This window comes from Streptomyces sp. NPDC107581 (genome assembly GCF_055657175.1).
In genome coordinates, this window is sequence record NZ_JBVKBH010000003.1 from 286,743 (window position 1) to 311,928 (window position 25,186).

A 25,186-nucleotide genomic window follows, 5' to 3' on the forward strand; every position below is an offset into this window, starting at 1 on the left:
GGCTGTTCCGGACCGGCTGATCCCGACCGGCCGCTCCCGATCGAACGATCTCGACCGAACGATGCCTACCGAACGATCTTGACCAAGCGTTCCAGAAAGAACTAGGCTGCGTCACGTGGCCAGGACCAAGGAATTCGACCCGGACGCCGCGCTGCAGTCAGCCCTGGAGCTGTTCTGGCGGCGCGGCTACGAGGCGACGTCGATGACCGACCTGGTGGAGCACCTGGGCATCGGCAGGGCAAGCCTGTACGCGACCTTCGGGAACAAGCACGAGCTGTATCTGAAGGCACTGGACCGCTACGAGCAGTCGGGCCTGGCCCGGATCGTGCACGAACTGTCCCAGCCGGGCCCCGCCCTGCCCGCCGTCCGGGCACTCGTCGGACGGTTCGCGGCCGAGGCCGCCGATGACCAGCTGCGCAGGAACGGCTGCCTGGTGACCAACACGGCGGCCGAGCTGGCCCCGCACGATCCGGCCGCCACACGGCAGGTCGAGCGCAACTGGGACCACATCGAGACCGTGCTGCACTCGGCGCTGGTGCGCGCCAAGGCCCAGGGTGAGCTGACCGCCGGGCACGACCCGCTCCCGCTCGCCCGCATGCTGCTGGTGCTGATGCAGGGCCTGCGGGTGGTCGGCAAGGCGTCCGCGGACCCGGCCCGGGTCCGGGACGCGGCGCAGCAGGCACTGGCGCTGCTCGACCGATAGGCCCCGCCGTCCGACAAGTCCCGCCGTCCCGTACGCCCCACCGTCGAGGGGCGTGCGCCACGCTCTCATACTGAACCGATCGGTCAAGAAAAAGGGGAGATCATGACCACCACCCGTTTCACCGGCAGGACCGCCCTCGTCACCGGCGCCGGCTCCGGCATCGGCCGCGCCGTGGCACTCGCCTTCGCGGCGGAAGGTGCCCAGGTGGTCGTCGCCGGGCGCCGTCCGGAGCTTCTGGACGAGACCGTCCGGCTGATCGAGGAGGGGGGCGGCAAGGCCCTCGCGGTGCCGGCCGACGTCTCCCGAGCCGCCGACGCCGAGGCGCTGGTCCGGGCCGCCGTCGAGAGGTTCGGTTCGCTCGACGTGGCCGTCAACAACGCCGGCGTCTTCCGGGGCGGACAGCCCCTCGCCGAGCTGCCGGAGGACGACTGGCACACCCAGCTCGCCATCAACGTCACCGGTGTCCATCTGGCCCTCCAGGCGCAGATCCGCCAGATGCGCACCCAGCCCTCGGGCGGCGCGATCGTCAACGTGTCCTCCACGTTCGGCCGGCACACCGGCTCCCCCGGGGCCGCCGCCTACTCCGCCACCAAGGCCGCCGTGACCGCCCTCAGCCGGGGTGCCGCCCTGGACCACATCGGCGACGGCGTCCGCATCAACGTGGTCAGTCCGGGCGCCACGGCCACCTCCATGTCCCTGCGCCCGGGCGAGTCGGAGCAGGGCCGGTCCGAGCGCGCGAAGGCCACCCTGCCGCTCGGCCGGATCTCCGCCACCGAGGAGGTCGCCGCCGCCGTCCTCTACCTGGCCTGCGACGACGCGGCCTCGCTGGTCGGCACCGATCTGGTGGTGGACAGCGGCGGCTCCTTGTGAGCGCGGGGGTTCACCGGCCGGAACGGTACGGGGGTTCACCGGTCCGAACTGCACGGGAGTTCACCGGGCCGGTACCGCGCGGGAGCTCACCGGGCCGGGACAGCGCGGGAGTTCACTGACCGGAGCCGTCGCCCGCACCGTAGGGGTACGGCGGGGCCCCTTCGACATCGGCCAGGCCGTCGGCCTCCGCATCCAGCTGCTCCCGGTCGTACTCGGTGAGGAACGGAAACAGGGCTCCGCAGTCGCGGCAGGCCCGCGCGAGTGCGGCATCGAACGTCGGCCGGGGCTTCAGGATTCCAGGCCGGCGGAACTTGAGCCGCAGACGTTCGTACGTTCTCTCGCTCGAGGTGAGCTCCCCGACCGGACTCAGCCGGCCGGAGCCGCATATCCAGCAACGCATGGCTGGAACCCTACGCCCTAGTCGATCCCCGACCGCTCCACCCCCGCCACGATCCACCGCTGGAAGCACAGGAACACCAGCAGCAGTGGCAGGACGGACACGGCCGCGGCGACGAACAGTTCGTGCAGGCGGATCACCTGGGACGTGGTGAAGGACGACAGTGCCACCTGCACCGTCCAGGCGCTCTGGTCCTGCCCGATGACCAGGGGCCACAGGAAGGAGTTCCAGGCGCCGAGGAACACGATGGTCCCGACGGCGGCGAACACCGGCCGGGCGTTCGGCACGACGACCAGCCAGTAGGTGCGCCAGGGGCCGAGCCCGTCGACCTGCGCCGCGTCCTCCAGCTCCCGGGGAAAGCCCAGGAAGTACTGCCGGAAGACGAAGCAGGCGAACGCCGGGAACAGGGTCGGGACGATCAGCCCGCGGAGCGTGGAGATCCAGCCCAGCGACGACACCAGGACGAAGCTCGGTACGAACGTCACGGCGGCCGGGACCAGGAGCGTGCCGAGGATGCCGTAGAAGACCTTGTTCGCGTGGCGGTAGGGGATGCGGGCGAGGCCGTAGCCCGCGAGGGAGGCGAGGAGCAGGGTGCCGAGTGTGGTCGCGACGGCGATCAGCGCGCTGTTGAGGAGGGAGCGGGCGAAGGGAACGGCGGGGTCGTCGAACAGCTCCCCGACGTTCCGCCACCTCAACTCGCGCGGGAAGAAGGTCCATTGGGGCGAGGTGATGTCCTGCTCGCTCGACAGGCCGTTGCGGACCAGCAGATAGAAGGGGATCAGGAAGAGCAGGGCCAGCGCGATCAGCAGCACCAGCCTGAGGGCCCGCCCGGCCCGCACCAGGGCGTCATCCATCCGCGTCCGTCCTTCCCAGCCTCAGCCACCGCGCCTGCCCCACCGTGACGACGGCGATGACCAGCGCGAGGATCACCGCCCCCGCGCTGCCCAGTCCGAGGTTCTGCCCCTGCCCGAGGGCCGTGTAGTAGAGGTAGACCAGGGGCGGCCGGGCGTAGGGCGGATAACCCCGCGCGTCGGACAGCAGGTTGTAGAACTCGTCGAAGGCCTGGAAGGCGTTGATGACGAGGAGCAGCACCACCGCGACCGAGGTGGCCCGCAGCTGGGGCAGGGTGATGTGGCGCAGCACGGTCCAGCCGGGCCGGGCCCCGTCCACGGCGGCCGCCTCGTAGAGCACCGGGTCGATCCGCTGGAGCCCGGCGAGGAAGAGGATCATGTAGAAGCCGGCCTGGAGCCACAGCCGTACGGTGACGATGACCAGCCAGTACCAGGGCGGGTCGGTGGTGGACAGCCAGGCGACGGGATCGCCGCCGAACCAGCCCAGCACGGTGTTGGCCAGCCCGAACCGCACCCCGTTGAAGAGGGACATCTTCCAGATGAGCGCCGCGACGACGTAACTGCAGGCGGCGGGCAGGAAGAACACGGACCGGAAGAAGGCCCGGGCGCGCCCGATGCGGTTGACCATCAGGGCGAGGGAGAGCGAGAAGACGTAGGTGGCGGGCACGATGAAGGCGGTGAAGACCAGGAAGGTCTTCAGGCTGTCGACGAACGCGTCGTCCTCCAGCATCGCCGCGTAGTTGTCCAGAACGACGAAGTGCGTGGGCGTGACGGTGTTGTGCGCGTCGAAGAAGCTGAGTGCGACGCTCCACAGCAGCGGAACGTAGGTGAACAGGGCGAGCCCGAGGGCGAAGGGTCCGACGAAGACCCAGAACCAGAGGGCGTTGCGCCTGCTCACGGCTTCTTCTTCACACGGTCGAGCTCGGCCGACACCTTCCGTACGACGGCCCGCAGCTCGTTGTCGGGAGCGGCCCCGTTCTTGATGATCCGGCTGAGTGCGTCCTGGTAGGCGGTCTGACTGGCCGGGGTCCACAGCAGGGGCTGGGCATAGCCGTGGTCGGTGCTGAGGCGGACGGCGTCGGCGGCCGGACCCGACCTCAGCCGGGCGGCCTTCTTCGCGAGGGAGGTCCGTGCCGGGATGTGGAAGCCGTAGGAGAGCGCGAAGTCCTCCTGGTAGTCGGTGCGTTCGACCCACAGCCACTTCACGTACTCCTTGGCGGCCTCCCGGTGCCTGCCGCGCGCGCTGACGGCGGCGCCGTACGCGCCGACGGGCACCGAGGGCCGGCCGTGCGGGCCGTCCTGCGGGAAGGGGAGCACCCCGAAGTCGTCGCCGAGTTCCTTGCGCACCTGGGGCAGTGCCCACAGTCCCGACCACTGCATGGCGGTCAGGCCCTGGAGGAGGGCGGAGGGGTCGGACCAGTCGGCGGGAGCGCCGAGGAGGAGGGACCCGTCCGCGTACAGCCGGTGCAGCTTGCCGAGGGTGCGGGCGGCCGCGGGGTCGTCGAAGCCGGCCTTGCCGTCCTCGGTGACCAGGGAAAGTCCGGCGGCGTACAGGGGAGTTCCGCCGAGGACGCCGGCGCCCCCGTCATTGCCGAGGAACAGCCCCTTGACCTTGCTGCCGGTGAGCTTCCCGGCCGCGTCGACCAGGGCGTCCAGGGTGGTGGGCGGCTGGACTCCCGCGTCCGCGAGCAGGCTCTTGCGGTAGTAGAGGAGCTGCATGTCGATGACCTGGGGGATGGCCCAGATCTTCCCGTCGTGCGTCTTGGGCGTGAGCACGGCCGGGTTGAAGTCGTCCCTGACCCCGTGCGGAAGATCGGTGAGGTCGACGACCTGACCGGCCCGGATCTGGTCGAGCGTGGGCCCGTTGACCTCGAAGACATCGGGTCCGGAGTCGGTGAGCAGGGCGGCGGCGGTCTGCTGGTCGTAGTTGCCGGGCCGCCACTGGACGCTCACGTGCGCCTTCCTGTAGGCGGCGGCGTATCGCTGGACGGCCTGCTGGGTGCCCGTCTCGCCGTACTGGTGGTACCACTGCGACAGCGCGGCTCCTCCGCCGTCGTGCCCGCCGCCCCGCCCGGTGTTCGATCCGCACGCGGTGAGCAGTCCGGCTCCCGCGCCGGCTGCCAGCAGCGTCCTGCGGCTGATGCCCGTCATCGTGTGCCCCCTGACGTTCGTCATCGATGCACGGCCCAACGATCAACCATGCGCCGTGATTACGTAAGGGGCGTTGCAGCCGTGTGTCACACCGTGAGGTCCGCGCACCCCGCAGCGCGAGGAGCGGCCCGGGGAAGGAGTCCGGCCGCACACCGGGGGCGGCCGCCGCGTACGGCGTGGGCAGGGCACCCGCCTCGGCCGGCAGGAGGCCGGCGGCCCTGGAGCGGGCGTGCGCGTGGACGATCCGACGCCGGTGGCGGCGCATGCTGTTGAGGTCCTCCGGGGTGCCATCACGCCCGCCGTGTCCAGGCGGTGCGGCGGCTCACCGCGTCCCGATGTCGCGGGCGGTGCCGTCGGCCACCGCCCGGAGCTTGTCGGGGTTGGCCACGTTGTGGATGGCGGTGATGCGGCCGTCGGGGCCGAAGTCGAAGGTCACGGTGGCGATGACGCGTTCCGGGGAGCTGAACACGATGCCCGGGCCGCCGTTGATCCCGACGAGTTCGGCGCGCATGTCGGCGGGCTCGACGCCCTGGTAGGTGACGGTGCCGATGGCCGCGAACCAGGAGGCCACGGTCTGCGCACCCACGACCGGCCGCAGCGCCTGACGGACCTTGCCGCCGCCGTCGGTCCACAGGGTGACGTCCGGCGAGAGCAGCTCCATCAGGGCGTTGACGTCGCCGCCGGTGGCCGCGGCGAAGAACCGCTCGGTGGCCTCACGCTGCCGTGTCCGGTCCGCCGTGAAGCGCGGCCGCCGGGCCTGCACGTGCGCGCGGGCACGGTGCGCGGCCTGCCGTACGGCCGCCTCGGAGCGCTCCACCGCCTCCGCGATCTCGGCGTGGCTGAAGCCGAAGACCTCCTTCAGCACGAACACCGCGCGTTCGAGCGGGCTGAGCGTCTCCAGCACCACCAGCATCGCCATCGACACCGACTCGGCGTCCAGGACGGCCTCGGAGGCGTCCCCGCCGGTGAGGATGGGCTCCGGCAGCCACGGCCCCACATAGGTCTCCCGCTTGTGCCGGGTGGACCGCAGCCGTTCCAGCGCCAGGTTCGAGACGATCCGCGTCAGATACGCCTTCGGGTCGGCCACCTGCGCGCGGTCCGCGGCGGACCACTTGATCCAGGTGTCCTGGACCGCGTCCTCGGCGTCGGCCGCGCTGCCGAGGACGCGGTAGGCCACGGAGAACAGCAGCCGCCGGTGCTCGTGGAAGGCTTGCTGGCCGGGGTGGGCGGTCAGCTCGGTCACTTGGTCCTCCGGATCCGGGTGAAGCGCCCCCCGCGGGGCCAGAACGCGCCCGCTGCGGGCATCTTCTTCATGCGGCCGTAGGTCGGCCACGGCGCGGCGGTCACCGTCTCCTTGTACCGGACCGCCGTACGGCCGGTCAGGCAGATCGGGCGCGGACTGTCGTCGGGGCGGGTGAACTGCACCACCGCGTCGCCCCGCCCCAGGCTGACCGGTGTGTGGTAGTAGCCGAAGCGGAACGGCTTGGGCCGCCTGCCCCTGAGCACCCGGCAGATCGACAGCGCGGCGTGCACTCCGGTCGGCATGCCGCCCTGGCAGGTGCCGTGCATGACGCCGTACCCCTGGCGGATCGCGGCCGCGTCGCCGATCGCGTACACCTCGGGGTGGGACACCGAGCGCAGCGTGGCGTCCGTGACGACGCGGCCGTGCTCGTCCACGGCCAGCCCGGCGGCGGCCGCCAGCGGCGACACCCGTGTCCCGCTCGTCCACAGGACCGCGTCGGCCGTGACGCTCTCGCCGCCCGCCAGCTCCACGGCGTCCGGCAGCACCTTCACCACCTCGGCCCCGGCCCGGACCCGGACGCCCAGCCGGTCGAGCGCGCGGCGCAGATACGCCCTCGCCCTCGGGTTCATGGCGGCACCGGGCTCCTGCCGGCCGAGCAGGACCACGGTCAGCTCCGGGTACCGCTCGGCGATCTCCGCGGCCGACTCGACGCCGGTCAGCCCGCTGCCGACGACCACCACCGTGCCCCCGCCGAGCCGTGAGAGCCGGCCGGCCAGCGCCTCGGCGTCCTGGGCACCGCTCAGCGTGTACGCGTGGTCCTCGCTCCCCGGCACGGCCGAGGTGTCGGCCACACCGCCCAGCCCGTACACCAGCGTGTCGTAGTGCAGCACCCGGTCGTCGTCGATCCGCACGGCCTTCGCGTCCGTGTCCACGGCCGTGACCCAGCCGCGCACGAACCGCGCCCCCGTGCCCTCCAGCAGCTCCGGGACGCTCAGTTCGGCGAGCCGCTGCCCGGTCGCCACCATGTGCAGCCGCATCCGCTCGGTGAACCGCTCCTGCGCGTTCACCACGGTCACCTCGACGTCCTGAGGGCCCTTGACCCGGGCCGCGAGCTGGATCGCCGCGGCCATGCCCGCGTACCCCGCCCCCAGGATCACCACGCGGTGCGGGGCCGCCCCGCCCTCTGTGTGCTGTGCGCTCATCGTCCGGCCCTTCCTCGTTCGCTGTGGACACCCACCAGATGGAAGCTGCGTGCCGGTTCGTGACACGAGGCCGATGTGACGGGCACCACAGTTCGCCGCGAGGCCGCCCCGGACGGGGACGCGCATCCGGCGGCAGGAACGGTCATGCGCCGGATCCCGCCGGTCGGGCCACCGGCGGGGCGAGGGGTCCGGTGCGGCCGCGTGTGACGCCGCCAAGTCCTGTCGGGCATCATGGAGTCCATGACCACCCGTCGAAAGGCCGATGCCGCGTAACCGGCCCGGCGCTCTGCGCAGCGCCCGCAGGACCTCTGGCCCCCGTGTCCGGGAAGAGCCCCCGCCGGTCCGCATACCCGGTCTGTCCGACCGCACCAGCCTCGCCGTCCACCGCGCGGAGCGCCTCTCCCCCGGCTTCCGGTATCCGCGCGGTGCGACCGACACCGCCCTGCGGCGCTACCGGGCGTTCCTCCGTCCGCCCGGGAACCGCCCCCGTTACCCCCGCGAGTCCTCCTGCGGCAGCTGCCCCGGCTGCGCCCTCGACGACGTACGAGAGGCCCGGGACGCGCTGGCGGAGATCCTGCCCCTGCTCCCCGTCCGGGCGCGGGCCGAGCTGCAGGGCGTGGTGACACCACTGGACCACCGCTATCTGCGCCTCACGCTTCCCGACCCGCTGGCCGGTCCCGAGGAGCCGTGGTGGCGCCGGCGCCTGGCCCTCGGCGTGGAGGGCTGGTGATCCCCCGGACACGCGGGGCGGGATTTTTCCCGGCGGCAGGCACAACTTTTCCGGGCGAGGACGCATCCAACAGAACGTCCTCATCACCCATTCGCCCGATGGAGGCGGATGCGCCATGTTTCTGAATATTCGGTTCCTCTCCCGCCGCGGCCTGGCCGCCGGCCTGACCGCCGCCACGGCGGCACTCGCGACAGCAGGCGTCGCATGGAGCGCGGCGGCGACGGCGGCTGCGGCAGCGCCGGCAGCTGCGAAGACATCCGCGACCACGGCCATGACGACCCGGGCGTCGGCCGCTGCGCGCACCTGCGCCGTGACCGACCTCTACGTCTCCATGGGCCGCCAGGAGGGCGCGGCCGGATCCCTCTACTGGCCCGTCCAGTTCACCAACACCAGCACCACGTCGTGCGCCCTGCGCGGCTTCCCGGGCGTCAGCGTCCTGGACACCGCGCACCGGCAGATCGGACCGGCCGCCACCCGCACCAGCCGGTCGTACTCCACCGTCACCCTCGCCCCCGGGCACTCCGCGCCCGCGGTCGTCCGCACCACCAACGGCCCGATCGGCGGGCCCTGCCTGCGCACCGGCAGCTATCTGAGGATCTATCCGCCGGCGTCGCACACCGCCGTCCTCGTGCCCGCACGCTGGACGACGTGCTCGAACACCTTCCAGGTCGGCCCGGTCAACACGGACGGCACCATCTGACCCACCGAGGGGCGGCGACCCGACACGGAGCGCCGCCCCCTTCCCGCCGGGGCCCGTCACGAAGCGGGCCCCGCCTGCGGCCGAGATGGTCTATGACTGCGCGACCGGCTCCAGGGCTTCGACGGCAGCGGCGGCAGCGGACGAATCCGGGCCGTAGAAGATGTCGATGTCGACCTCTTCGCCGCCCATGGTCAGGGTGTCCCATGCCCCGCTGAGGACCAGCATGCGCAGCGTGGCGGAGTCCAGTGTGCGCAGGCGTTCCAGGATCGCCTCGTCGTCCGGCATTCCGGGCAGCCGGGGTGCGAGCCGTTCGCGCATGGCCCGCATGCGCTCCAGCAGCGTCCCGGTGTCCGCCTCATGCTCGGGCTCATCGGTGATCCCGGCGATGCCGTGCTCGATGATGTCCTTGATCGCCCAGGTGACACCTTGGTCGTCGGTGGTCACCATCGCCTTCCACGCGCGGCTCTTGTGCCGGTACTGCAGCATCGACATGGCGGCCTCGTGCCGCAGGAAGTCCGCGTCCCGGAACGCCCGTCCGTTCCAGGCTCCGTTGAGGGAGCGGGCCAGCGAAACGGCGGAGGCGAGACCGCTGTTGAGGCCGCGGCCGGGCCAGAAGTGGATGGCGTTGGCGGCGTCGCCGAGGAGGAAGCCGTAGGTGCCGGGAGAAGCGGCCGTGGGGGGCAGCAGTTCCGCGGAGAAACGCGGGCGTTGCACCATGTCCAGGCGGAAGCTGGTGACCGCGGTCAGGTCCTCGGGCCGGACACCGAACAGCTCCAGTCCCTCGCGCACGCGCTTCCACAGGGACGAGCCCTTGATCAGCGCGGGCAGGAACAGCGTGCCGTGCGTGGAGCACTGGAAGTCGCCGTGTTCGTCGCGGTTCATCAGGCACGGCCGGGAGGCGATGCACTCCTCGAAGACGCGGCGGACCGGGTCGATGCCGATGACCTCCGCCACCTCGGCGTCGGTCAGCCGCATGTTGAGGAAGCCCTCGCCACGCAGCGAGTTGAGCAGGAAACGGTTCTGGGCCACCGTCAGCAGGACCGCCATGGGGTCGGTCAGGCCGGACTTCACGCGCAGGCCGAGGACGACGTCCTGGAGGTGGCGGCCGTCGAGGGAGTAGATGGACTCGTCGGCCTTGCCGAACCGGGCGGCGAAGTGCTCCCGGGTGTGCGACCGCCCGCCGTCGCAGATGGCGAGCACGTGCTGCGTGGCGAGGGCGTCCTGCTGGTCGGCCGCGTCGAACCGGGCGGGTATGAGCCGGATCCGGTCCCGCTTCTCGTTCGCCAGCTCCAGCAGCCGGTCCTCGATGTAGGCGATGCGCATGTTGCGCGGGTGGTGGTCGCCGATCGAGTCCGGGCCCGACGGCCACATCTCGCTGTAGTTCTCCGGGGCGAAGAGGCGCGCGCGCACCTCCTCCGGCCACGCGAGGTACTGGCGGCTCTGCACGGTCACCACCTGCTGGCGCCGCACATTGCCCTCGTCCTCGCCCTTCCAGACGACGGTGCGGCCCTGTTTGCGCCACCTGCCGTCGTAGACGGTGATCTGCGTCTGGGGTCCGAGGAAGTGCTCCAGCAGCAGGGCGAAGGAGAGGCCGACGGGGCCCCCGCCGGCGACGGTGACCCTCAGTACCGGCCCCTGCTCGCCCTCCTCCGGACCGTGGGTCACGGACCGGGGCAGGGACAGCGCCATGAGGGTCTCCATGGCGTCCGCCACCTCGAAGCGGAACTCCTGGTCGCCCAGGGTGATGGCGTCACCGGGCTGCAGCAGACGGGTCTCCACCTCGTCTCCGTTGACCAGGGTGCCGTTGCTGCTGCCGCAGTCGCGCAGCCGGTATCCCTCGTCCTCGTCGAAGACGATCTCCGCGTGGAAGCGGGAGACGCTCAGACTGGAGATGACGACGGTGTTCTCGGAGTTGCGTCCGAAGGTGACGCGGGTGTCGAGGATCGGGATGCGCTCTCCCGCCAGCAGACCTTGGAGTCCGACGAGCACCGGTGCCACGGCACTTCCTTCCAGGGGGCAGCGACACGCTTCACGTGTGTTGTTGAAAAATAAAATGATCACATGCTGTTACAGCATAGCCCCCAAAGGGACCCTCAACGCCCTTTCCTGTAGCGGAAATGTACCGATCCGGGGCCAACCGCGACACCCCGGGTCGCCCACCGGCGGGCGCCCGCGGCGGGCCGCGCCGAAAGGAGCCCGGACGGACCTGCAAGGCGGGTGACGGCGGTTCGATTGCCGCCGCGGCACCAATCTGTCCGGACGGCACACCTAGGGCCGGGTGCGGGTGAGCAGGAGGATCTGGTTGGGGCGGGAGCCGCTTGAGGAGGCGTCAAGAGCCGCCAGGCTCTGCCAGACGATGGACATGTGCTCGCTCCTGCCGCGGTGGCGCACACCCGACTCGTCCAGGTCGGCCATCGCGGCGACGAGAGCCGTGCGGGCGCAGGACAGCGCCCGCTCGTCGCAGGGGACGGTTCGGTCGCGTATCGCCGTGAGCAGCTCGGTGACGCCCTCCACCAGCACCTGTCCTCGATGGGCCGGGAGATCGGTGACGATCGACCGGAGGATGTCGCGCTGAAGGCGTACGACACGGGTCGGATCCTCTGGCACCTGCCGATCGGAACGACCGGTGAGCAGCATGTCCTCAGTTGCCCGCGCCACCAGGAAGTCGTCCAGGGCGGAGAGTCCGGCGGGTTCCGCGTCTTCGGTGGCAGCGGGTGGCCGGCCTGGCAGCCGGCGGTCGAGCAGGGAACGGAAGGTGTTGAGGGAGAGCGTCAACACCTGTGTGTGGGAATCGCGGCTGAGGCCGAGAGCGAGGCCGAGGGCGAGATCGAGGTCGCGGACGAAGAGGTGGGGCAGAGAGAGCGAGAGGGCATCGTCGAGGGCGCGGACGAGGTGGGAGCCGGGGACGAAGTCGCCGGCGGCTCCGAGGGCGAGGCCCAGGGTACGGATCAGGCCCTCGTCGAGGCCCTGGGCGTGTTCGAGGGCACGGTCGAGGTCGAGGCCGTAGGCGTGCTGGAGCGCGCGGCTGAGCGTGGGGGCGAGGTCGAGACCCCGGGCGAGGTCGTGAACGCGGTCGAGGCCGATGCCGGGGTCGAGGATTTCGGAGGCTCGGGCGCCGACGACCGAGTGGGCACGTTCGAGGGCGCGGGCGAGAACGGGATCCAGGTTGAGAGAGAGCTCTTGGACGGGAACCGTCCCGACGGCTCGTGTGAAGGCATGGGCGAGGTCGAACGCCCGCAGGAAAGCGGGGGCGAGCGCGCGGTGGTCGGTGAACGCCTCGGCACACAGGCGGACGTGGTCGAGAGCGACGGCCATGGCCAGAGTGAGAGGGAGTTTCAGCGCGGACAGGGCAGGAGCCCTGCGGAGCGCCGAAGCGTGTGTGAGTGCGGCGGTGAGGACCTTGACCCAGGTCTCCACCCGCGTGCGCTGTGGCTCCGGCGTGGCCATGAGCCGCAGATAGAGGGTGAGCCGTTCCCGGTCGGCGACGACGAGGGAGCCGGCCTGTTCGGCGGGGTAGGTGTAGGGCCAGTCGACTCCCTGAGGCCGGTGAAGGACCGTCTCGGTGCCGTCATGGGCCCAGACCGTGCAACGGGTGAGGTCAGCGACCAGGGCCTCGGGGTCACCGAGATCCGCTGAGGTCGGCAGCCGGTAGACGGTCTCGCCGTCTGCGGTGAGGGTGTTGATCCAGTCGACGAAGCGTTCGGCGTCACCGGCCTGCATGCCCACGGCCACGCCGTTGCCTCTCTCCGGCACGTCCGAAGGAGCGGGATGGTGGCGACCCGCCGCTTCCTCCTCGTTGACGAACGCCATGTACAGGGCATGGGAAACGGGCCGCGCGCACAACGCGGTCGTGTCGTCGATCCGGATCGTCTCGCGCAGTGCCCGCGTGGCCAGGACCCCTGCCACGAGGCGTGCGCGGGAGGGATCGCGAGGTCGGCCGGGAGCGGGCGGGCTCAGCAGGGCTTCCAGCCGGCCCCGGGTGTCGGGGTCGACGGTTCTCGCCTCTTCGGCGCAGTCGAAGGCCAGGGCCAGGGCAGGGACCGTACCGCTGTCCAGGCAGGCGGTGATGACGGGCGTGGCGTCGTTGCCGGCGGACCAGAGCAGGATCGTCTCGCGCCACCATGGGTCGTTGACGTTCGCCGTCAGTACGGTGGTGTCGGCGTGGGGGGTGCTGAGCTGGGCGGCGGCCAGGTACTCCTGCAGCGTGAGGTGGGCGAAGCCGTACACATCATGCTCGCGTTCGACCAGCAGTCCGCTCTTGCGGGCCTCCTCCAGGAACACCTCGGCGGTCACCTGTCCCGGGACCTGCCGAAGGGCCGGCCGGATCGCCCTCGCGGCGTGACGCACCGGCCAGTCGCGGACCCTGGCCTTCATCAGGGCCAGGGCCAGGTGCTGGGCGACATGCTGTTTGTGCGGACCGGCAAGGCCCGTGGCGTCCGTCAGCCCTCGGGCCTCGGAGCGGCGGTGAAGCAGTACGTCGCACATCTCGGCGTACAGGCCGGCGCGATTGCCGGGCAGTTGTCCTCGATAGCGGTGCACGTTCGCCATCATCGTCAGCAGCAGAGGGTTCGCCGCCAGGTCGTACAGGGCGGCCTGTCTGCGTAGACGGGCCAGCAGGTCGGAGGCGGTCCTGGCAGCGGCCGCTCGTACCTCGTGACCGGTGGCACCCCGGGCACGGCTCTCCGTCGCGTACGACCACTGGCGCAGGAAGCGCTCGATCTGCTGCCAGGTGAAGCGGCGTACCTGGAGGACCTCCGCGCCTGGCAGTGGATTCGACTCGTAGCCGTGGGGCCGGGACGTCACCACATAGGTGTTGTGCGGGTGCCGCTGGATCTGCCGAGAGACCCAGGCCACCACCCGGCCCCGTTCCGTCGGGTCGGCGACCTCGTCCAGGCCGTCCAGCAGGACCACGCAGTCTCCGCGATCGAGGCGGCGGGCAAGCCAGCGTGCCGAGACCTTGCCGTCCAGCCAGCCTGCCGAGACCGCCACCGCTTCCAGCGTGTGGGGTTCGTCGGCCAGGAGGGCCGTGGCGTGGTCACGGAGGTAGAGCAGCACGGGCAGGCGTCTCTTCCACGGGCGCCAGCGGTGCACGCACAGCTCCAGGGCCGTGTTGCGGGCCAGCGTCGTCTTGCCGGAGCCCGGGCCGCCGATGACCGCCAGGACCCGGGACGTCTCCTCGCGTTCGGCGTCCCGGAGCATCGATGCCAGGCTTCTGCGTTCTCCGCCGCCCACCGAACCGAGGTACGGCTCCCTGGCCGCCGCGTGCAGTACCTGCGGCACGACACTGACATCGACGTACACCTGACGCATCCGGAACACGAACTCGCTCTGCGTGGCGATGCCGACGGTCTCCATGTCCTGCACGCTCGCCCGCAGCTGCCGCAGGTACACCCGGCGGCCGCCGCGTGCGGCACCGGTGTTCTCGCCCTCGGTGGGGGCAGGGGTGGTTCCCCACTCCGAGTAGACGAGGCTCAGTGCCGATACGCACAGCGAGGCGTACAGCCAGGTCCAGCTGAGTCTGCCGTCGTTGAGCACCTGGTTCGTCGCCACGCCCACCGTGACCAACAGCCCCGCCCCCGCCAGGATGCGGAACGCACGGCGTACCCCCGCCATCCCCTACCCCCCTGTTCGCCCGTGCCGCCTCGCACCAGCCAAGCGCGTGTTGCCCTTCCTGGAAGCGCAGTTGACAGATCCGAGATCTTCCACGTCCCTCGGTCGGCGACGAGAGCTCGACGACGCTGCGTGCCGTGTCGGGAGCGGGCACACGGCAGGTCAGCATGGGCCGGCACCGTCACCCGAAGCCGGCCCGCCCCGGAAGGTGCCAAATCGGAGCGAACGCCCTCGTGGTGACGGCGCGTGAGGGACCCAGCCGCACCCAGAGGGCACGACGGCTTAGCGCGGGTTCAACGGCAGCCGACGCCGGCGAACGTCGTCCAGCCTGGTCGGCGGCGTAGGTGCCGGCACGAGCGCTGCGCCGGTATCGACATCGGCAAGCGGGACGCCAAGGTGTGCGTGCGCGGCGCCGATGGGGGATTCACTGCTGGCAGCGTCCGAACGTCACGACGTAGGTGCCGGCGCTGGACGACGCGGCCCCGGCCCGGTCCGCCGAGCCGGGCTGGGCCCACGGGCCCATCTCGCGCAGCGACGGCTTGAGGATGATGGCGCGGTGGCCGGGGCTGTTCATCCACCAGTTGACGGCGGCCTGCGGAGTTCCCGATCCGCCCCACCCGGTGTACGTGATCTCGTTGAACTCCCACGAGCGGGGGTTGGGACAGTATCCGGCCGCCTGGATGCGGCTCTGCGGTGTCGAGCCGGTCTGGGGATTGCGGTGCGGGTCCTTGCCCGGTCCCCACCACTTCAGCTGGACGGCCGCGACAGCATGCTGCGTGGCCGCTTTCGTCAGGGCCTGGTTGGTGGTGAGGGGAGCCAGCCCGCGCTGTGTGCGCTGCGCGTTGATCAGGCAGATCACGGCATCCCTCGCCTGGGCGGCCGTCCCGGCGGTCGGGGCCTGGTTGGCGACGGCCGCGTTGCAGGTCACGGCCGCCGCGGGCGAGGCCGCCACGACAGGGAAGAGCGTGGCCGACAGGGCGGCAGCCGCGGCGGTGCTCAGCAGCTTTCCGGTGCGCGACGTGTGGCTTTCCACGGATGCTCCACCTCCTGCGAACACGAACGCTGTTGTCGTCCAGGCTGCCACCGGCCCTGGCCCGTCGCCATCCGGGGCCGCGGGTCGGGCGTGCCGCTCGCGGATGTGCTTCTCCCTGGCCTCGGCCCGCAGCCGCTCCAGCTCGGCGTGCTCGCTCTCCCACAGACGACCACCGGGCGACGACGCCGCCACCGGCCGGTCCGACGACGGCGACCCGTTGCGCCTCACACCCGGCTGTGCGGGGTCCCCGGGGGACCCAGGCCCTCAGCCACATCCGGAATCGGCTTCCCGGTCTCCGCCACGATCCATACCGCCCCTCACGGAACTCGGCGTCATGGAAGCGCTTCCTGGATGCCGTGACCCCGACCGTCCCGCCGGTCACAGTCTCCGCAGCGGGAGGGGAACCTCACGTCGAGGAAGTCCCGGAAGTCCACAGCCCGGTGCTGAGGAGACAGCTCGCCGATCACCTTCCCCGTCACGGTGTCCAGAGCGTGGTGGTGAACCGGAGCGTGTTCAGTGGTGAGGCTGACGGCGGCACTTCGAACGATCTTGCCGGCCGGTCGGCGTACATGGAAGAACGGATCTCTCGGCAGAGACGAGGTTGTCGACCAACTCTCCTCCGAGGACGGCCTGTTGCCGTTCCAGTGCACCGTTTCCGAGCCGATCGGTGCCACGTCAGCCACCCTGGCGTGCGACTGCTGCGTCCATCGGCCCGAGGCGATCGGCGAGAGTGTCTGTCGTGCGTGCTGTCCCACCGACCCAGCCGCGCCCGAAGGGCACGGCGAGGGCACAACGGTTCACGCGGCTTCCACGGCAGCCACCGCCGGCAAACGTCGTTCTTCCAGGTCAGCGGCGTAGCTTGACGGTCTCCGCGGAGGATGCACGAAGGGGCGGCACCCCCGCACAGGGTGCCGCCCCTTCTTTTTCGTGTGCCGGAGCCGCCGCCGATCGGTCTGAGGGTCGGGGACCGACGACGGCTCCGGGGTCCGGGCGGGCGGCGCTGCCGCCCTCGGCTCAGCGGTGGTCGCTGCCCGCCGACTGCGTGGCCGCGCGGCCCGCCTCCAGGCGGGCGACCGGGATGCGGAACGGGGAGCAGGAGACGTAGTCCAGACCCACCTCGTGGAAGAAGTGGACCGACTCCGGGTCGCCGCCGTGCTCACCGCAGACGCCGAGCTTGAGGTCGGGACGGGTCTCGCGGCCCGCCTTCGCCGCCAGCTTCACCAGGGAGCCGACGCCGTCCCGGTCGATCGTCTCGAACGGGCTGACGCCGAAGATGCCCTTCTCCAGGTAGGCCGTGAAGAAGGAGGCCTCCACGTCGTCCCGGCTGAAGCCCCACACCGTCTGGGTCAGGTCGTTCGTGCCGAAGGAGAAGAACTCCGCCGCCTCGGCGATCTGGCCCGCCGTCAGCGCGGCGCGCGGCAGCTCGATCATCGTGCCGATCGCCAGCTTCAGCTGTACGCCGGTGGCCGCCTGGACCTCGGAGATGACCTGGTCGGCCTCCTCGCGGACGATCTCCAGCTCCTGGACCGTGCCGACGAGCGGGATCATGATCTCGGCGCGCGGGTCGCCCTTGGCGTTCTTGCGCTCGGCCGCGGCCTCGGCGATGGCGCGGACCTGCATCGTGAACAGACCGGGGATGACCAGGCCGAGGCGCACGCCGCGCAGGCCCAGCATCGGGTTCTGCTCGTGCAGGCGGTGGACGGCCTGGAGCAGACGCAGGTCGTTCTCGTGCGCCTCCTGGCGGGACTCGGCGAGCGCGACGCGCACGGAGAGCTCCGTGATGTCGGGCAGGAACTCGTGCAGCGGCGGGTCCAGGAGACGGATCGTGACCGGCAGGCCGTCCATCGCCTCGAAGAGTTCGACGAAGTCCTTCTTCTGCAGCGGCAGGAGCTGCTCCAGGGCGGCCTCGCGCTCCTCCTCGGTGTCCGCGAGGATCAGCTTCTCGACCATCTCGCGGCGCTCGCCGAGGAACATGTGCTCGGTACGGCACAGACCGATGCCCTGGGCGCCGAAGCGGCGGGCGCGCAGCGCGTCCTCGGCGTTGTCCGCGTTGGCACGCACCCGGAGGCGGCGCTTGCGGTCGGCGAAGGCCATCATGCGGTGCACGGCCTCGACCAGCTCGTCCGCGTCGTCGGCACCGGGGTGCATGCGGCCCTCGAAGTACTCCACCACCGGGGACGGGACCACCGGGACCTCGCCCAGGTAGACCTTGCCGGAGGAGCCGTCGATGGAGATCAGGTCGCCTTCCTCCACCACGTGGCCGCCGGGGACGGTCATGCGGCGGCGCTTGGTGTCGACCTCCAGCTCCTCGGCGCCGCAGACACAGGTCTTGCCCATGCCGCGGGCGACGACCGCCGCGTGGGAGGTCTTGCCGCCGCGCGAGGTCAGGATGCCCTCGGCCGCGATCATGCCGTCCAGGTCGTCGGGGTTGGTCTCCCGGCGGACCAGGATGACCTTCTCGCCCGAGCGGGACCACTTCACGGCGGTGTACGAGTCGAAGACCGCCTTGCCGACCGCCGCGCCCGGCGAGGCGGCGATGCCCCGGCCGACCCGCTCGACCTTCGCGTCATCGTCGAAGCGGGGGAACATCAGCTGCGCCAGCTGGGCGCCGGAGACGCGCTGGAGGGCTTCCGTCTCGTCGATCAGGCCCTGGTCGACGAGCTGCGTGGCGATACGGAAGGCGGCACCGGCGGTGCGCTTGCCGACGCGGGTCTGCAGCATCCACAGCTGGCCGCGCTCGATGGTGAACTCGATGTCGCAGAGATCCTTGTAGTGGTTCTCAAGGGTCTCCATGATCTGCATCAGCTGGTCGTACGACTTCTTGTCGATCGACTCCAGCTCCGCGAGCGGAACGGTGTTGCGGATGCCCGCCACCACGTCCTCGCCCTGGGCGTTCTGGAGGTAGTCGCCGTAGACGCCCTGGTGGCCGGAGGCGGGGTCGCGGGTGAAGGCGACGCCGGTGCCGGAGTCGGGGCCGAGGTTGCCGAAGACCATCGAGCAGATGTTGACGGCCGTGCCCAGGTCGCCGGGGATGCGCTCCTGGCGGCGGTAGAGCTTGGCGCGGTCGCCGTTCCAGGAGTCGAAGACGGCCTTGATGGCGAGGTCCATCTGCTCGCGCGGGTCCTGCGGGAAGTCCCGGCCGGCCTCGGTCTTGACGATCTTCTTGAACTTGGTGACCAGCTTCTTCAGGTCGGCCGCTTCGAGGTCCGTGTCGACGGTGACCTTCTTGGCCGCCTTGGCCGCGTCGAGCGCCTCCTCGAACAGCTCGCCGTCGACCCCGAGGACGGTCTTGCCGAACATCTGGATGAGGCGGCGGTAGGAGTCCCACGCGAAGCGGTCGTCGCCGGCCTGCTTGGCCAGGCCCTGGACCGACTTGTCGGAGAGGCCGATGTTCAGGACGGTGTCCATCATGCCGGGCATGGAGAACTTCGCGCCGGAGCGGACGGAGACCAGCAGCGGGTTGTCGGCCTGGCCGAGCTTCTTGCCCATCGTCCGCTCGAGGGCGTCGAGGTGCGCACTCACCTCGTCACGCAGTGCCGCGGGCTCCTGGCCGCTCTCCAGGTAGACCTTGCAGGCCTCCGTGGTGATGGTGAACCCGGGGGGGACCGGCAGACCGAGGTTGGTCATCTCGGCGAGGTTCGCGCCCTTGCCGCCCAAGAGGTCCTTGAGGTCCTTGTTTCCCTCGGTGAAGTCGTAAACGAGCTTCGCTACGTGGGGTTCTTTGTTTTCCGACACGGGTCTCGACTCCTTGAGGCCGCGGTGGCTGCCCTGACGGCGAGGAACATACCCAGATCGAAGGCGTCTGGGTACGTCCACTCGTGCGTCATGAGCCTGTAACCGGTCGTCCGCCAGCGGATCGAAAGTCAAAGCTTGGCAAGCCGTGACGAGAGTATGCGTTCACTTCTTGAATGCAGCAACCTTCCAGAGTGCGGTTTTCCGCTCATGTGAGCGGCTCTCGGCACGTCTGATTTCGATCGATGAACGATCAAGGGGTGGCACTGAGTGCCACCCCTTGGAGAAGTGCAGTCGCCCCCGAACCGCTCATCTGAGCGCAACCCTTATCAAGGGTGGCGAGAATCACGCTGCCACAGGCGCCGGGATTTCACCATGCGGACGGCTCCTGAGACCGAAAACGGACGGAAACGCACCTGTCACAGGCCGATGGAAACGCACCCGTCACAGGCCCGGGACCTGGCACAGGCCCGGGACCTGGCACGGGTCCGGGAGTCACGGGGCCGGGTGCTGCCACGGGTCCGGGAGCCACGGGTCCGGGTGCTGCCACGGATCCGGGAGCGGCCACAGGGCCGGGAGCCGCCACAGGGCCGCACCTGCCACAGGGGCACATCCGCCACACAACGGTCACGGCCGGACCTGCCGCACGGTCACGACCGGACCTGCCGCACCGCCACGGCCGGACCCACCGCACGGCCGCTCAGACGCCCAGCGCGACGAGTCGTTCCTCCGCACGCGCCGGTGCGTAGAGGTGCTCCACGACCAGCGCCCCCGCGCCCGCCAGCCCCGCCCGCTCCCCCAGCCGCGAGGTCACGACGTCCAGGCGGGCCGTGGAGCGGGGCAGCGCCCGCTGGTAGAGCAGCTCCCGGACGCCCGTGAGGAAGGGCGTGCCGGCCAGGTCGCCCGCGATCATCAGCACACCGGGGTTGAGCAGGGTCACGACCGTCGCCAGCACGTCACCGACCCTGCGGCCGGCCTCCCGGGCCAGCGCGGCCGCCTCCGGGTGCCCGGCCGTCAGCAGGTCCCGCACGTCCGAACCGGAGGCGGCCGGCACACCGGCCTCCGCCAGCCGCCGGGCCACGGCGCCACCGCTGGCGACGGCGGCGAGACAGCCGTACGACCCGCACCGGCACAGCGCCTCCGCGCCCACCCGGATGTGCCCGATGTCGCCCGCGCCGCCGTCGACGCCCCGGTAGATCGAGCCGTCGACCACGACCCCGGCGCCGATACCCGTGGACACCTTGACCAGGACGAAGGCGGAGCAGTCGGGGTGCCCGGTGCGCTGCTCGCCGTACGCCATGAGGTTGGCGTCGTTGTCCACCAGGACCGGGACCGCGGGGGCGCCCGTGTGCTCGGTGAAGGCGCGGGAGAGGCGGCCCCTTATGTCGTAGCCGTCCCAGCCCGGCATGATCGGAGGCTGGACCACCCGGCCCGTCTCGCTGTCCACCGGCCCCGGCACCGCGAGCCCTATCCCGCAGACCTCCTCCGCCCGGTGCCCGGCCTTGGTGAGCAACTCGGCGAACCAGCGGCCGAGTTCGCCGAGGACCGGCTCCGGCCCCTCCTCGATGACGAGGACCCCCGAGTGCTCGGCGAGGATCTCGCCGGTCAGGGTCAGGACGGCCGCCCGGGCGTGCCGGGTGTCCAGGTCGGCGGCGAGGACCACGGCGTGGGAGTCGTCGAACTCCAGGGTGATGGAGGGACGGCCGCCGAGCGGCGAGCCGACCGGACCGCCGGCGCCCTCGCGCAGCCAGCCGGCCCGGAACAGCCGGTCGAGGCGCTGGCCGACGGTGGCCCGGGACAGCCCCGTGGCCTGCTGGAGTGCGCCGCGTGTGACGGCCCGCCCGCTGCGCACGAGTTCGAGCAGATCGCCGGCGCTCGCCTGGTTTCCGCTCCGTCCGGTTCTGCCGGGCCGTCCAGTCATGCGCACCCCCTTGTGCTTCCCAAGCTTGCATTACATATTGGGTTTTGCGTGTTAAATAGACGTAACCCTACGGTAGCCACAACCAAACCCGGTCGGCCGGATGTCTTTCGGGGAGCCCCGAGTGGATCGCACTGCCCAGCTCACTGCCCGTCTCCCGGGACGGGAGATCGCATACGATCCGCCGACATCGGTGCCATCGCTGCACGTCAGAGCCGCACAAGTGCTCGATGCCAACTGGACGGGCAGCTCGACGGTCCCCTCCCGGAGCCTGTATCCGCACCAGTGGTCCTGGGACTCGGCGTTCATCGCGATCGGCCTCAGGCACCTCTCGCCGCTGCGCGCGCAGACGGAGCTGGAGACGCTGCTGGCGGCCCAGTGGGGCGACGGGCGCGTCCCGCACATCGTCTTCCACCCCTCCGTACCGCTCGACGCGTACTTCCCCAGCCCCGACTTCTGGCGCTCCTCGACCGCGGGGCGCGCTGCGGGCGCCCCGCGCACCGTCCAGACGTCGGGCATCGTGCAGCCGCCGGTCCACGCGCTGGCCGCCTGGCTGGTGCACTGCGCCGACCCCGGGCTGTCACGGGCCCGCGGCTTCCTCGCCGGGGTGTACCCGCGGCTGGCCGCCTGGCACCGGTATCTGCTGCACCGCCGGGATCTGGGCGGCGGCGGCCTGGCGTCCGTCGTGCACCCCTGGGAACAGGGCATGGACAACAGCCCCTGCTGGGACGGCCCGCTCTCCCGCGTCACCCCCGCCCCGGCCCGCTCCTTCCGCCGCGCGGACCTCGACCACGGCGCCCCCGAGGACCGGCCGACGGACCTGGACTACGGGCGGTACGTGCGGCTGGCTGCGGACTACCGGGACGGTGCCTATGCCGACGGGGACGGGGAGTTCGCCGTCGAGGACCCGGCCTTCAACGCGCTGCTGATCGCGTCCGAGCATGCGCTGGCGCGGATCGCCGGGGAACTGGGCGCGGCCGGGACCGCCCGCCACGCGCGCGCCGGGCGGCTGACGGCGGCCCTGGTGGAGCGGCTGTGGGACCCGGCGAGCGGGATGTTCCTGTGCCGGGATCTGCGGGGCGGCGCCCTCGTCGCCGGGCGGAGCGTGTCCGGACTGGTCCCGCTGCTGCTGCCGGGACTGCCCCGCCGGGTCGTCGCCGCCCTCGTCCGCACGCTGTGCGGCCCGCACTTCGGGCTGGGCGACGCCACGGCGATGGTCCCGAGCTACGACCTCCTCGGCGAGGCCTTCGACCCGCACCGGTACTGGCGGGGCCCCGCCTGGTTCAACACGAGCTGGCTCCTGGAGCGGGGGCTGCGCGTGCACGGTGAGCGGCAGCGGGCCGACGCGCTGCGGGAGGCGGTGCTCAGGCTCGCCGAGGCCACCGACTTCGCCGAGTACGTCGACCCGTACAGCGGGGAGGCGTGCGGCGCGACCGGCTTCGGCTGGACCGCCGCGCTGGCGCTGGATCTGCTGCACGAGCGCCCGGAACACACCGTGTCCCCCACGGCCACGGGCGCGTTCGACACGAGGGACAAGGGAGGGGACCGGCAATGACGGACCGGCATCATCTGCTCGTGCACGGGGCGACGTTCGCCGCCGTGGGCGACCGGGGCGACATCAGCGGGGTGCGGCTCAACAGCTCCCCGGACGGATTATTCGTACGGGACGCCCGGCACCTCAGCCGCTGGCAGCTCACCGTCGACGGCACGGTGCCCGAGGTGCTCACCCCGGTCACGGACGGCGACACGGCCCGCTGTGTGCTGGTGCCGCGCGGCGCCAGGCAGGAGCCGCCCGCTCACACCCTCTTCCGGGAACAGGCCGTCGGCGACAGCTCGTTCGCCGAGTCCCTGCGGGTGACCAGCAACCGCCCGGTGCCCACCACCGTCCGGCTCGCCATCACCGCCGACGCCGACTTCACCGACCAGTTCGAGCTCCGCTCCGACCACCGCACCTACGTGAAGGCGGGCGCCGTGCGCTCCCGCCAGGTCCTGGACGACGGCATCGAGTTCACCTACCGGCGGGCCGAATGGCGGTCCTGTACGACCATCACGGCCGAGCCGGCCCCCGATGCCGTCGAGGAGACCGGCACCGGCGCCCGCCGCCTGGTGTGGACACTCGACCTGGAACCCCACGGCACGACCGAGCTGGTGCTGCGTGTGATGGCCCGCCCGCACGGCGACAGGCGCGCCCTGCGCGTGCCGCGCTCACCCGCCTCCGTGAACGAGCAGCTCCTGGAGCTGGAAGGCAGGTTCGTGGAGGGCGTGGCCTTCCCGACCGGCTGGCCCGAGCTGGCCGCGGCCTGTGCCCGGGGCCTGGCCGACCTGGCCGCGCTGCAGGTGGCGGCGACCGGACCGGACGGCGAGGAGCTGCGCGTGCCGGCCGCCGGCGCCCCCTGGTTCCTCACCCTGCTCGGCCGGGACGCCCTGCTCACCGCCCTGTTCGCGCTGCCGTACCGGCCCCAGCTGGCCGCGGCCACACTCCCGGCGCTGGCCGCGACCCAGGCGACCCGCACGGGGGTGTCCTCCGTCGCCCAGCCCGGCAAGATCGTGCACGAGGTGCGCCACGGCGAACTGGCGCACTTCGGCCAGGTGCCGTTCGGCCGGTACTACGGCTCCGTCGACGCGACGCCCCTCTTCCTGATCCTGCTCGGCGCCTACGCCGAGCAGACCGGCGACGCCGTTCTGGCCCGGCGTCTCGAACCGCACGCCCGCGCGGCGATCGGCTGGATGCTGGACCACGGCGGGCTGACCTCGCGCGGCTATCTCGTCTACCGCGCCGACGAGGGCGGCCTCGCCAACCAGAACTGGAAGGACTCCCCCGGCGCCATCTGCTGGTCCGACGGCACCCGGCCCACCGGCGCGGTGATGGCGGCGGGCGCCCAGGGCTATGCGTACGACGCACTGCGCCGCACGGCGTGGGTGGCGCGCACCGCGTGGGCCGACGAGACGTACGCCGCGCTGCTGGAACAGGCGGCGGCCGACCTGCGCGACCGCTTCCAGCGGGACTTCTGGATGCACTCGCACTCCTTCCCCGCGCTCGCACTGGACGGGGAGGGCCGCCAGGTCGACGCGCTGGCGTCCGACGCCGGGCATCTGCTGTGGTCGGGACTGCTGGACAAGGAGTACGGGGAGGTCGTCGGGCGGCGGCTGCTGGAACCGGACTTCTTCTCCGGCTGGGGCGTACGCACGGTGGCGTCGGGCCAGCCTGCGTACCACCCGCTCTCCTACCACCGCGGCTCGCTCTGGCCGCACGACAACGCGCTGATCACCCTGGGCCTGGCCCGCTACGGCCTGCACGACGAGGCGCGCACGGTGGCGCACGCCCTGGTCGACGCGGCGACGGCGGCCGGCCACCGGCTGCCGGAGGTACTGGCGGGCTACGGCCGTGACACCCACCCGGAGCCGGTTCCCTGCCCGCATGCGTGCGTCCGCGAATCGCGGTCGGCGGCGGCGCCGCTGGCGTTGCTGACCGCGGTCGGCGGGGCGTAGCTCTGCGCGGGGAGGCCGATCACGCGCCGCCGGGGGTTTCCGCCGTCTCGGAGCCGCGGGGGCGTGCCGGGCCGTTCGCGCAGTTCCCCGCGCCCCTGAAGGGGCGCGGTAGTTTGCCGGGTGTTTGCCCGGGGCCCTGAACAGGGGCCGGAGAGTCGCCGTACGGGATGGTGGCGGGCCGGGCGGGTTCGTCATGGCTTTCGCACGGAAGGACCTCCGGTTGCCTCAGCACACGAGCACGCGCCAGTCACCGGCCATGGCCGGGGGGACCGAGGAGGCCCTGGAGGAGGCCGAGGCAGCAGTCCCGGCGGAGGCCGAGGCAGCAGTCCCGGCGGAAGCCGAGGCAGCAGTCCCGGCGGAAGCCGAGGCAGCAGTCCCGGCGGAAGCCGAGGCAGCAGTCCCGGCGGAAGCCGACGCCACGCCGGAAGCCGGGGAGCCCGACGCCGGAGAGGAAGCCACGGCCGACGCCGGTGACGCCCACGCCGGAGAGGCCGCCACGGCAGAAGAGACCACCGAGGCCGACGCCGGAGAGGCTGCCGAGGCCGACGCCTGTGTGG

General features: G+C 71.6%; 17 protein-coding genes. 6 read left to right on the forward strand and 11 right to left on the reverse strand.

The features are described from left to right. The first annotated feature begins 115 nt into the window (after positions 1 to 115). Positions 116 to 703, forward strand: coding sequence for a TetR/AcrR family transcriptional regulator (locus ACZ7P3_RS08045; RefSeq protein WP_472079805.1), 588 nt, complete (start codon positions 116 to 118; stop codon positions 701 to 703). Between the two features lie 102 nt (positions 704 to 805). After that, a complete protein-coding gene (locus ACZ7P3_RS08050; RefSeq protein WP_472079807.1) occupies positions 806 to 1,573 on the forward strand; it encodes an SDR family NAD(P)-dependent oxidoreductase in 768 nt (255 codons plus the stop codon). A 112-nt stretch (positions 1,574 to 1,685) separates the two neighbouring features. Here ACZ7P3_RS08050 and ACZ7P3_RS08055 read toward each other — a convergent pair whose 3' ends face one another. From ACZ7P3_RS08055 to ACZ7P3_RS08080, 6 genes are all read right to left on the reverse strand, one after another. Continuing rightward, entirely contained in the window at positions 1,686 to 1,973 is a 288-nt protein-coding gene (locus ACZ7P3_RS08055) for a hypothetical protein (RefSeq protein WP_472079808.1), read from the reverse strand. A gap of 17 nt (positions 1,974 to 1,990) precedes the next feature. After that, positions 1,991 to 2,824, reverse strand: a complete 834-nt coding sequence (locus ACZ7P3_RS08060; RefSeq protein WP_472079810.1) for a carbohydrate ABC transporter permease — start codon at positions 2,822 to 2,824, stop codon at positions 1,991 to 1,993. Continuing rightward, a complete protein-coding gene (locus tag ACZ7P3_RS08065) occupies positions 2,817 to 3,719 on the reverse strand; it encodes a carbohydrate ABC transporter permease (protein WP_472079812.1) in 903 nt (300 codons plus the stop codon). Before ACZ7P3_RS08065 ends, ACZ7P3_RS08060 begins: the two co-directional genes overlap by 8 nt. Continuing rightward, positions 3,716 to 4,972 carry an ABC transporter substrate-binding protein gene (locus tag ACZ7P3_RS08070; protein ID WP_472079814.1) on the reverse strand — a complete coding sequence of 419 codons (1,257 nt, stop codon included), beginning with the start codon at positions 4,970 to 4,972 and terminating at the stop codon, positions 3,716 to 3,718. The genes ACZ7P3_RS08065 and ACZ7P3_RS08070 overlap by 4 nt, the downstream gene beginning before the upstream one ends. A 322-nt stretch (positions 4,973 to 5,294) precedes the next feature. Next, positions 5,295 to 6,215 (reverse strand): RNA polymerase sigma-70 factor, encoded by a 921-nt coding sequence (locus tag ACZ7P3_RS08075; RefSeq protein ID WP_472079816.1) that lies wholly within the window; start codon positions 6,213 to 6,215, stop codon positions 5,295 to 5,297. Continuing rightward, entirely contained in the window at positions 6,212 to 7,417 is a 1,206-nt protein-coding gene (locus tag ACZ7P3_RS08080; RefSeq protein ID WP_472079817.1) for an NAD(P)/FAD-dependent oxidoreductase, read from the reverse strand. Before ACZ7P3_RS08080 ends, ACZ7P3_RS08075 begins: the two co-directional genes overlap by 4 nt. A 262-nt stretch (positions 7,418 to 7,679) precedes the next feature. Between ACZ7P3_RS08080 and ACZ7P3_RS08085 the strand changes: the two genes are divergently transcribed. Together ACZ7P3_RS08085 and ACZ7P3_RS08090 are read left to right on the forward strand one after the other, a co-directional pair. Further along, on the forward strand, positions 7,680 to 8,147 hold the full coding sequence (locus tag ACZ7P3_RS08085; RefSeq protein ID WP_472079819.1) for a hypothetical protein: 468 nt from the start codon (positions 7,680 to 7,682) through the stop codon (positions 8,145 to 8,147). Positions 8,148 to 8,262: 115 nt separating this feature from the next. Further along, the gene (locus ACZ7P3_RS08090; RefSeq protein ID WP_472079821.1) at positions 8,263 to 8,847 is read left to right on the forward strand and encodes a DUF4232 domain-containing protein; all 585 of its coding nucleotides are present in this window, start codon (positions 8,263 to 8,265) and stop codon (positions 8,845 to 8,847) included. 90 nt (positions 8,848 to 8,937) lie between these two features. Here the strand turns inward: ACZ7P3_RS08090 and ACZ7P3_RS08095 are convergent, their stop codons facing one another. The 5 genes from ACZ7P3_RS08095 to ACZ7P3_RS08115 all read right to left on the reverse strand — a co-directional run bounded on the left by ACZ7P3_RS08095 (position 8,938) and on the right by ACZ7P3_RS08115 (position 21,143). Then, the gene (locus ACZ7P3_RS08095; RefSeq protein WP_472079823.1) at positions 8,938 to 10,845 is read right to left on the reverse strand and encodes an FHA domain-containing protein; all 1,908 of its coding nucleotides are present in this window, start codon (positions 10,843 to 10,845) and stop codon (positions 8,938 to 8,940) included. 270 nt (positions 10,846 to 11,115) lie between these two features. After that, positions 11,116 to 14,460: an NACHT domain-containing protein gene (locus tag ACZ7P3_RS08100; protein WP_472079824.1), complete on the reverse strand. Its 3,345-nt coding sequence runs from the start codon at positions 14,458 to 14,460 to the stop codon at positions 11,116 to 11,118. A gap of 421 nt (positions 14,461 to 14,881) precedes the next feature. Further along, positions 14,882 to 15,490, reverse strand: coding sequence for a CAP domain-containing protein (locus ACZ7P3_RS08105; protein ID WP_472079826.1), 609 nt, complete (start codon positions 15,488 to 15,490; stop codon positions 14,882 to 14,884). A 1,014-nt stretch (positions 15,491 to 16,504) separates the two neighbouring features. Then, a complete protein-coding gene (ppdK, locus tag ACZ7P3_RS08110; protein ID WP_472079828.1) occupies positions 16,505 to 19,225 on the reverse strand; it encodes a pyruvate, phosphate dikinase in 2,721 nt (906 codons plus the stop codon). Between the two features lie 697 nt (positions 19,226 to 19,922). After that, the gene (locus ACZ7P3_RS08115; protein WP_472079830.1) at positions 19,923 to 21,143 is read right to left on the reverse strand and encodes an ROK family transcriptional regulator; all 1,221 of its coding nucleotides are present in this window, start codon (positions 21,141 to 21,143) and stop codon (positions 19,923 to 19,925) included. Positions 21,144 to 21,264: 121 nt separating this feature from the next. On the opposite strand from ACZ7P3_RS08115, the gene ACZ7P3_RS08120 reads away from it, so the two are divergent. Both ACZ7P3_RS08120 and ACZ7P3_RS08125 read left to right on the forward strand, forming a co-directional pair. Further along, a complete protein-coding gene (locus tag ACZ7P3_RS08120; RefSeq protein ID WP_472079832.1) occupies positions 21,265 to 22,695 on the forward strand; it encodes an MGH1-like glycoside hydrolase domain-containing protein in 1,431 nt (476 codons plus the stop codon). Further along, the gene (locus ACZ7P3_RS08125) at positions 22,692 to 24,629 is read left to right on the forward strand and encodes an amylo-alpha-1,6-glucosidase (RefSeq protein WP_472079834.1); all 1,938 of its coding nucleotides are present in this window, start codon (positions 22,692 to 22,694) and stop codon (positions 24,627 to 24,629) included. Before ACZ7P3_RS08120 ends, ACZ7P3_RS08125 begins: the two co-directional genes overlap by 4 nt. Positions 24,630 to 25,186 lie beyond the last annotated feature (557 nt).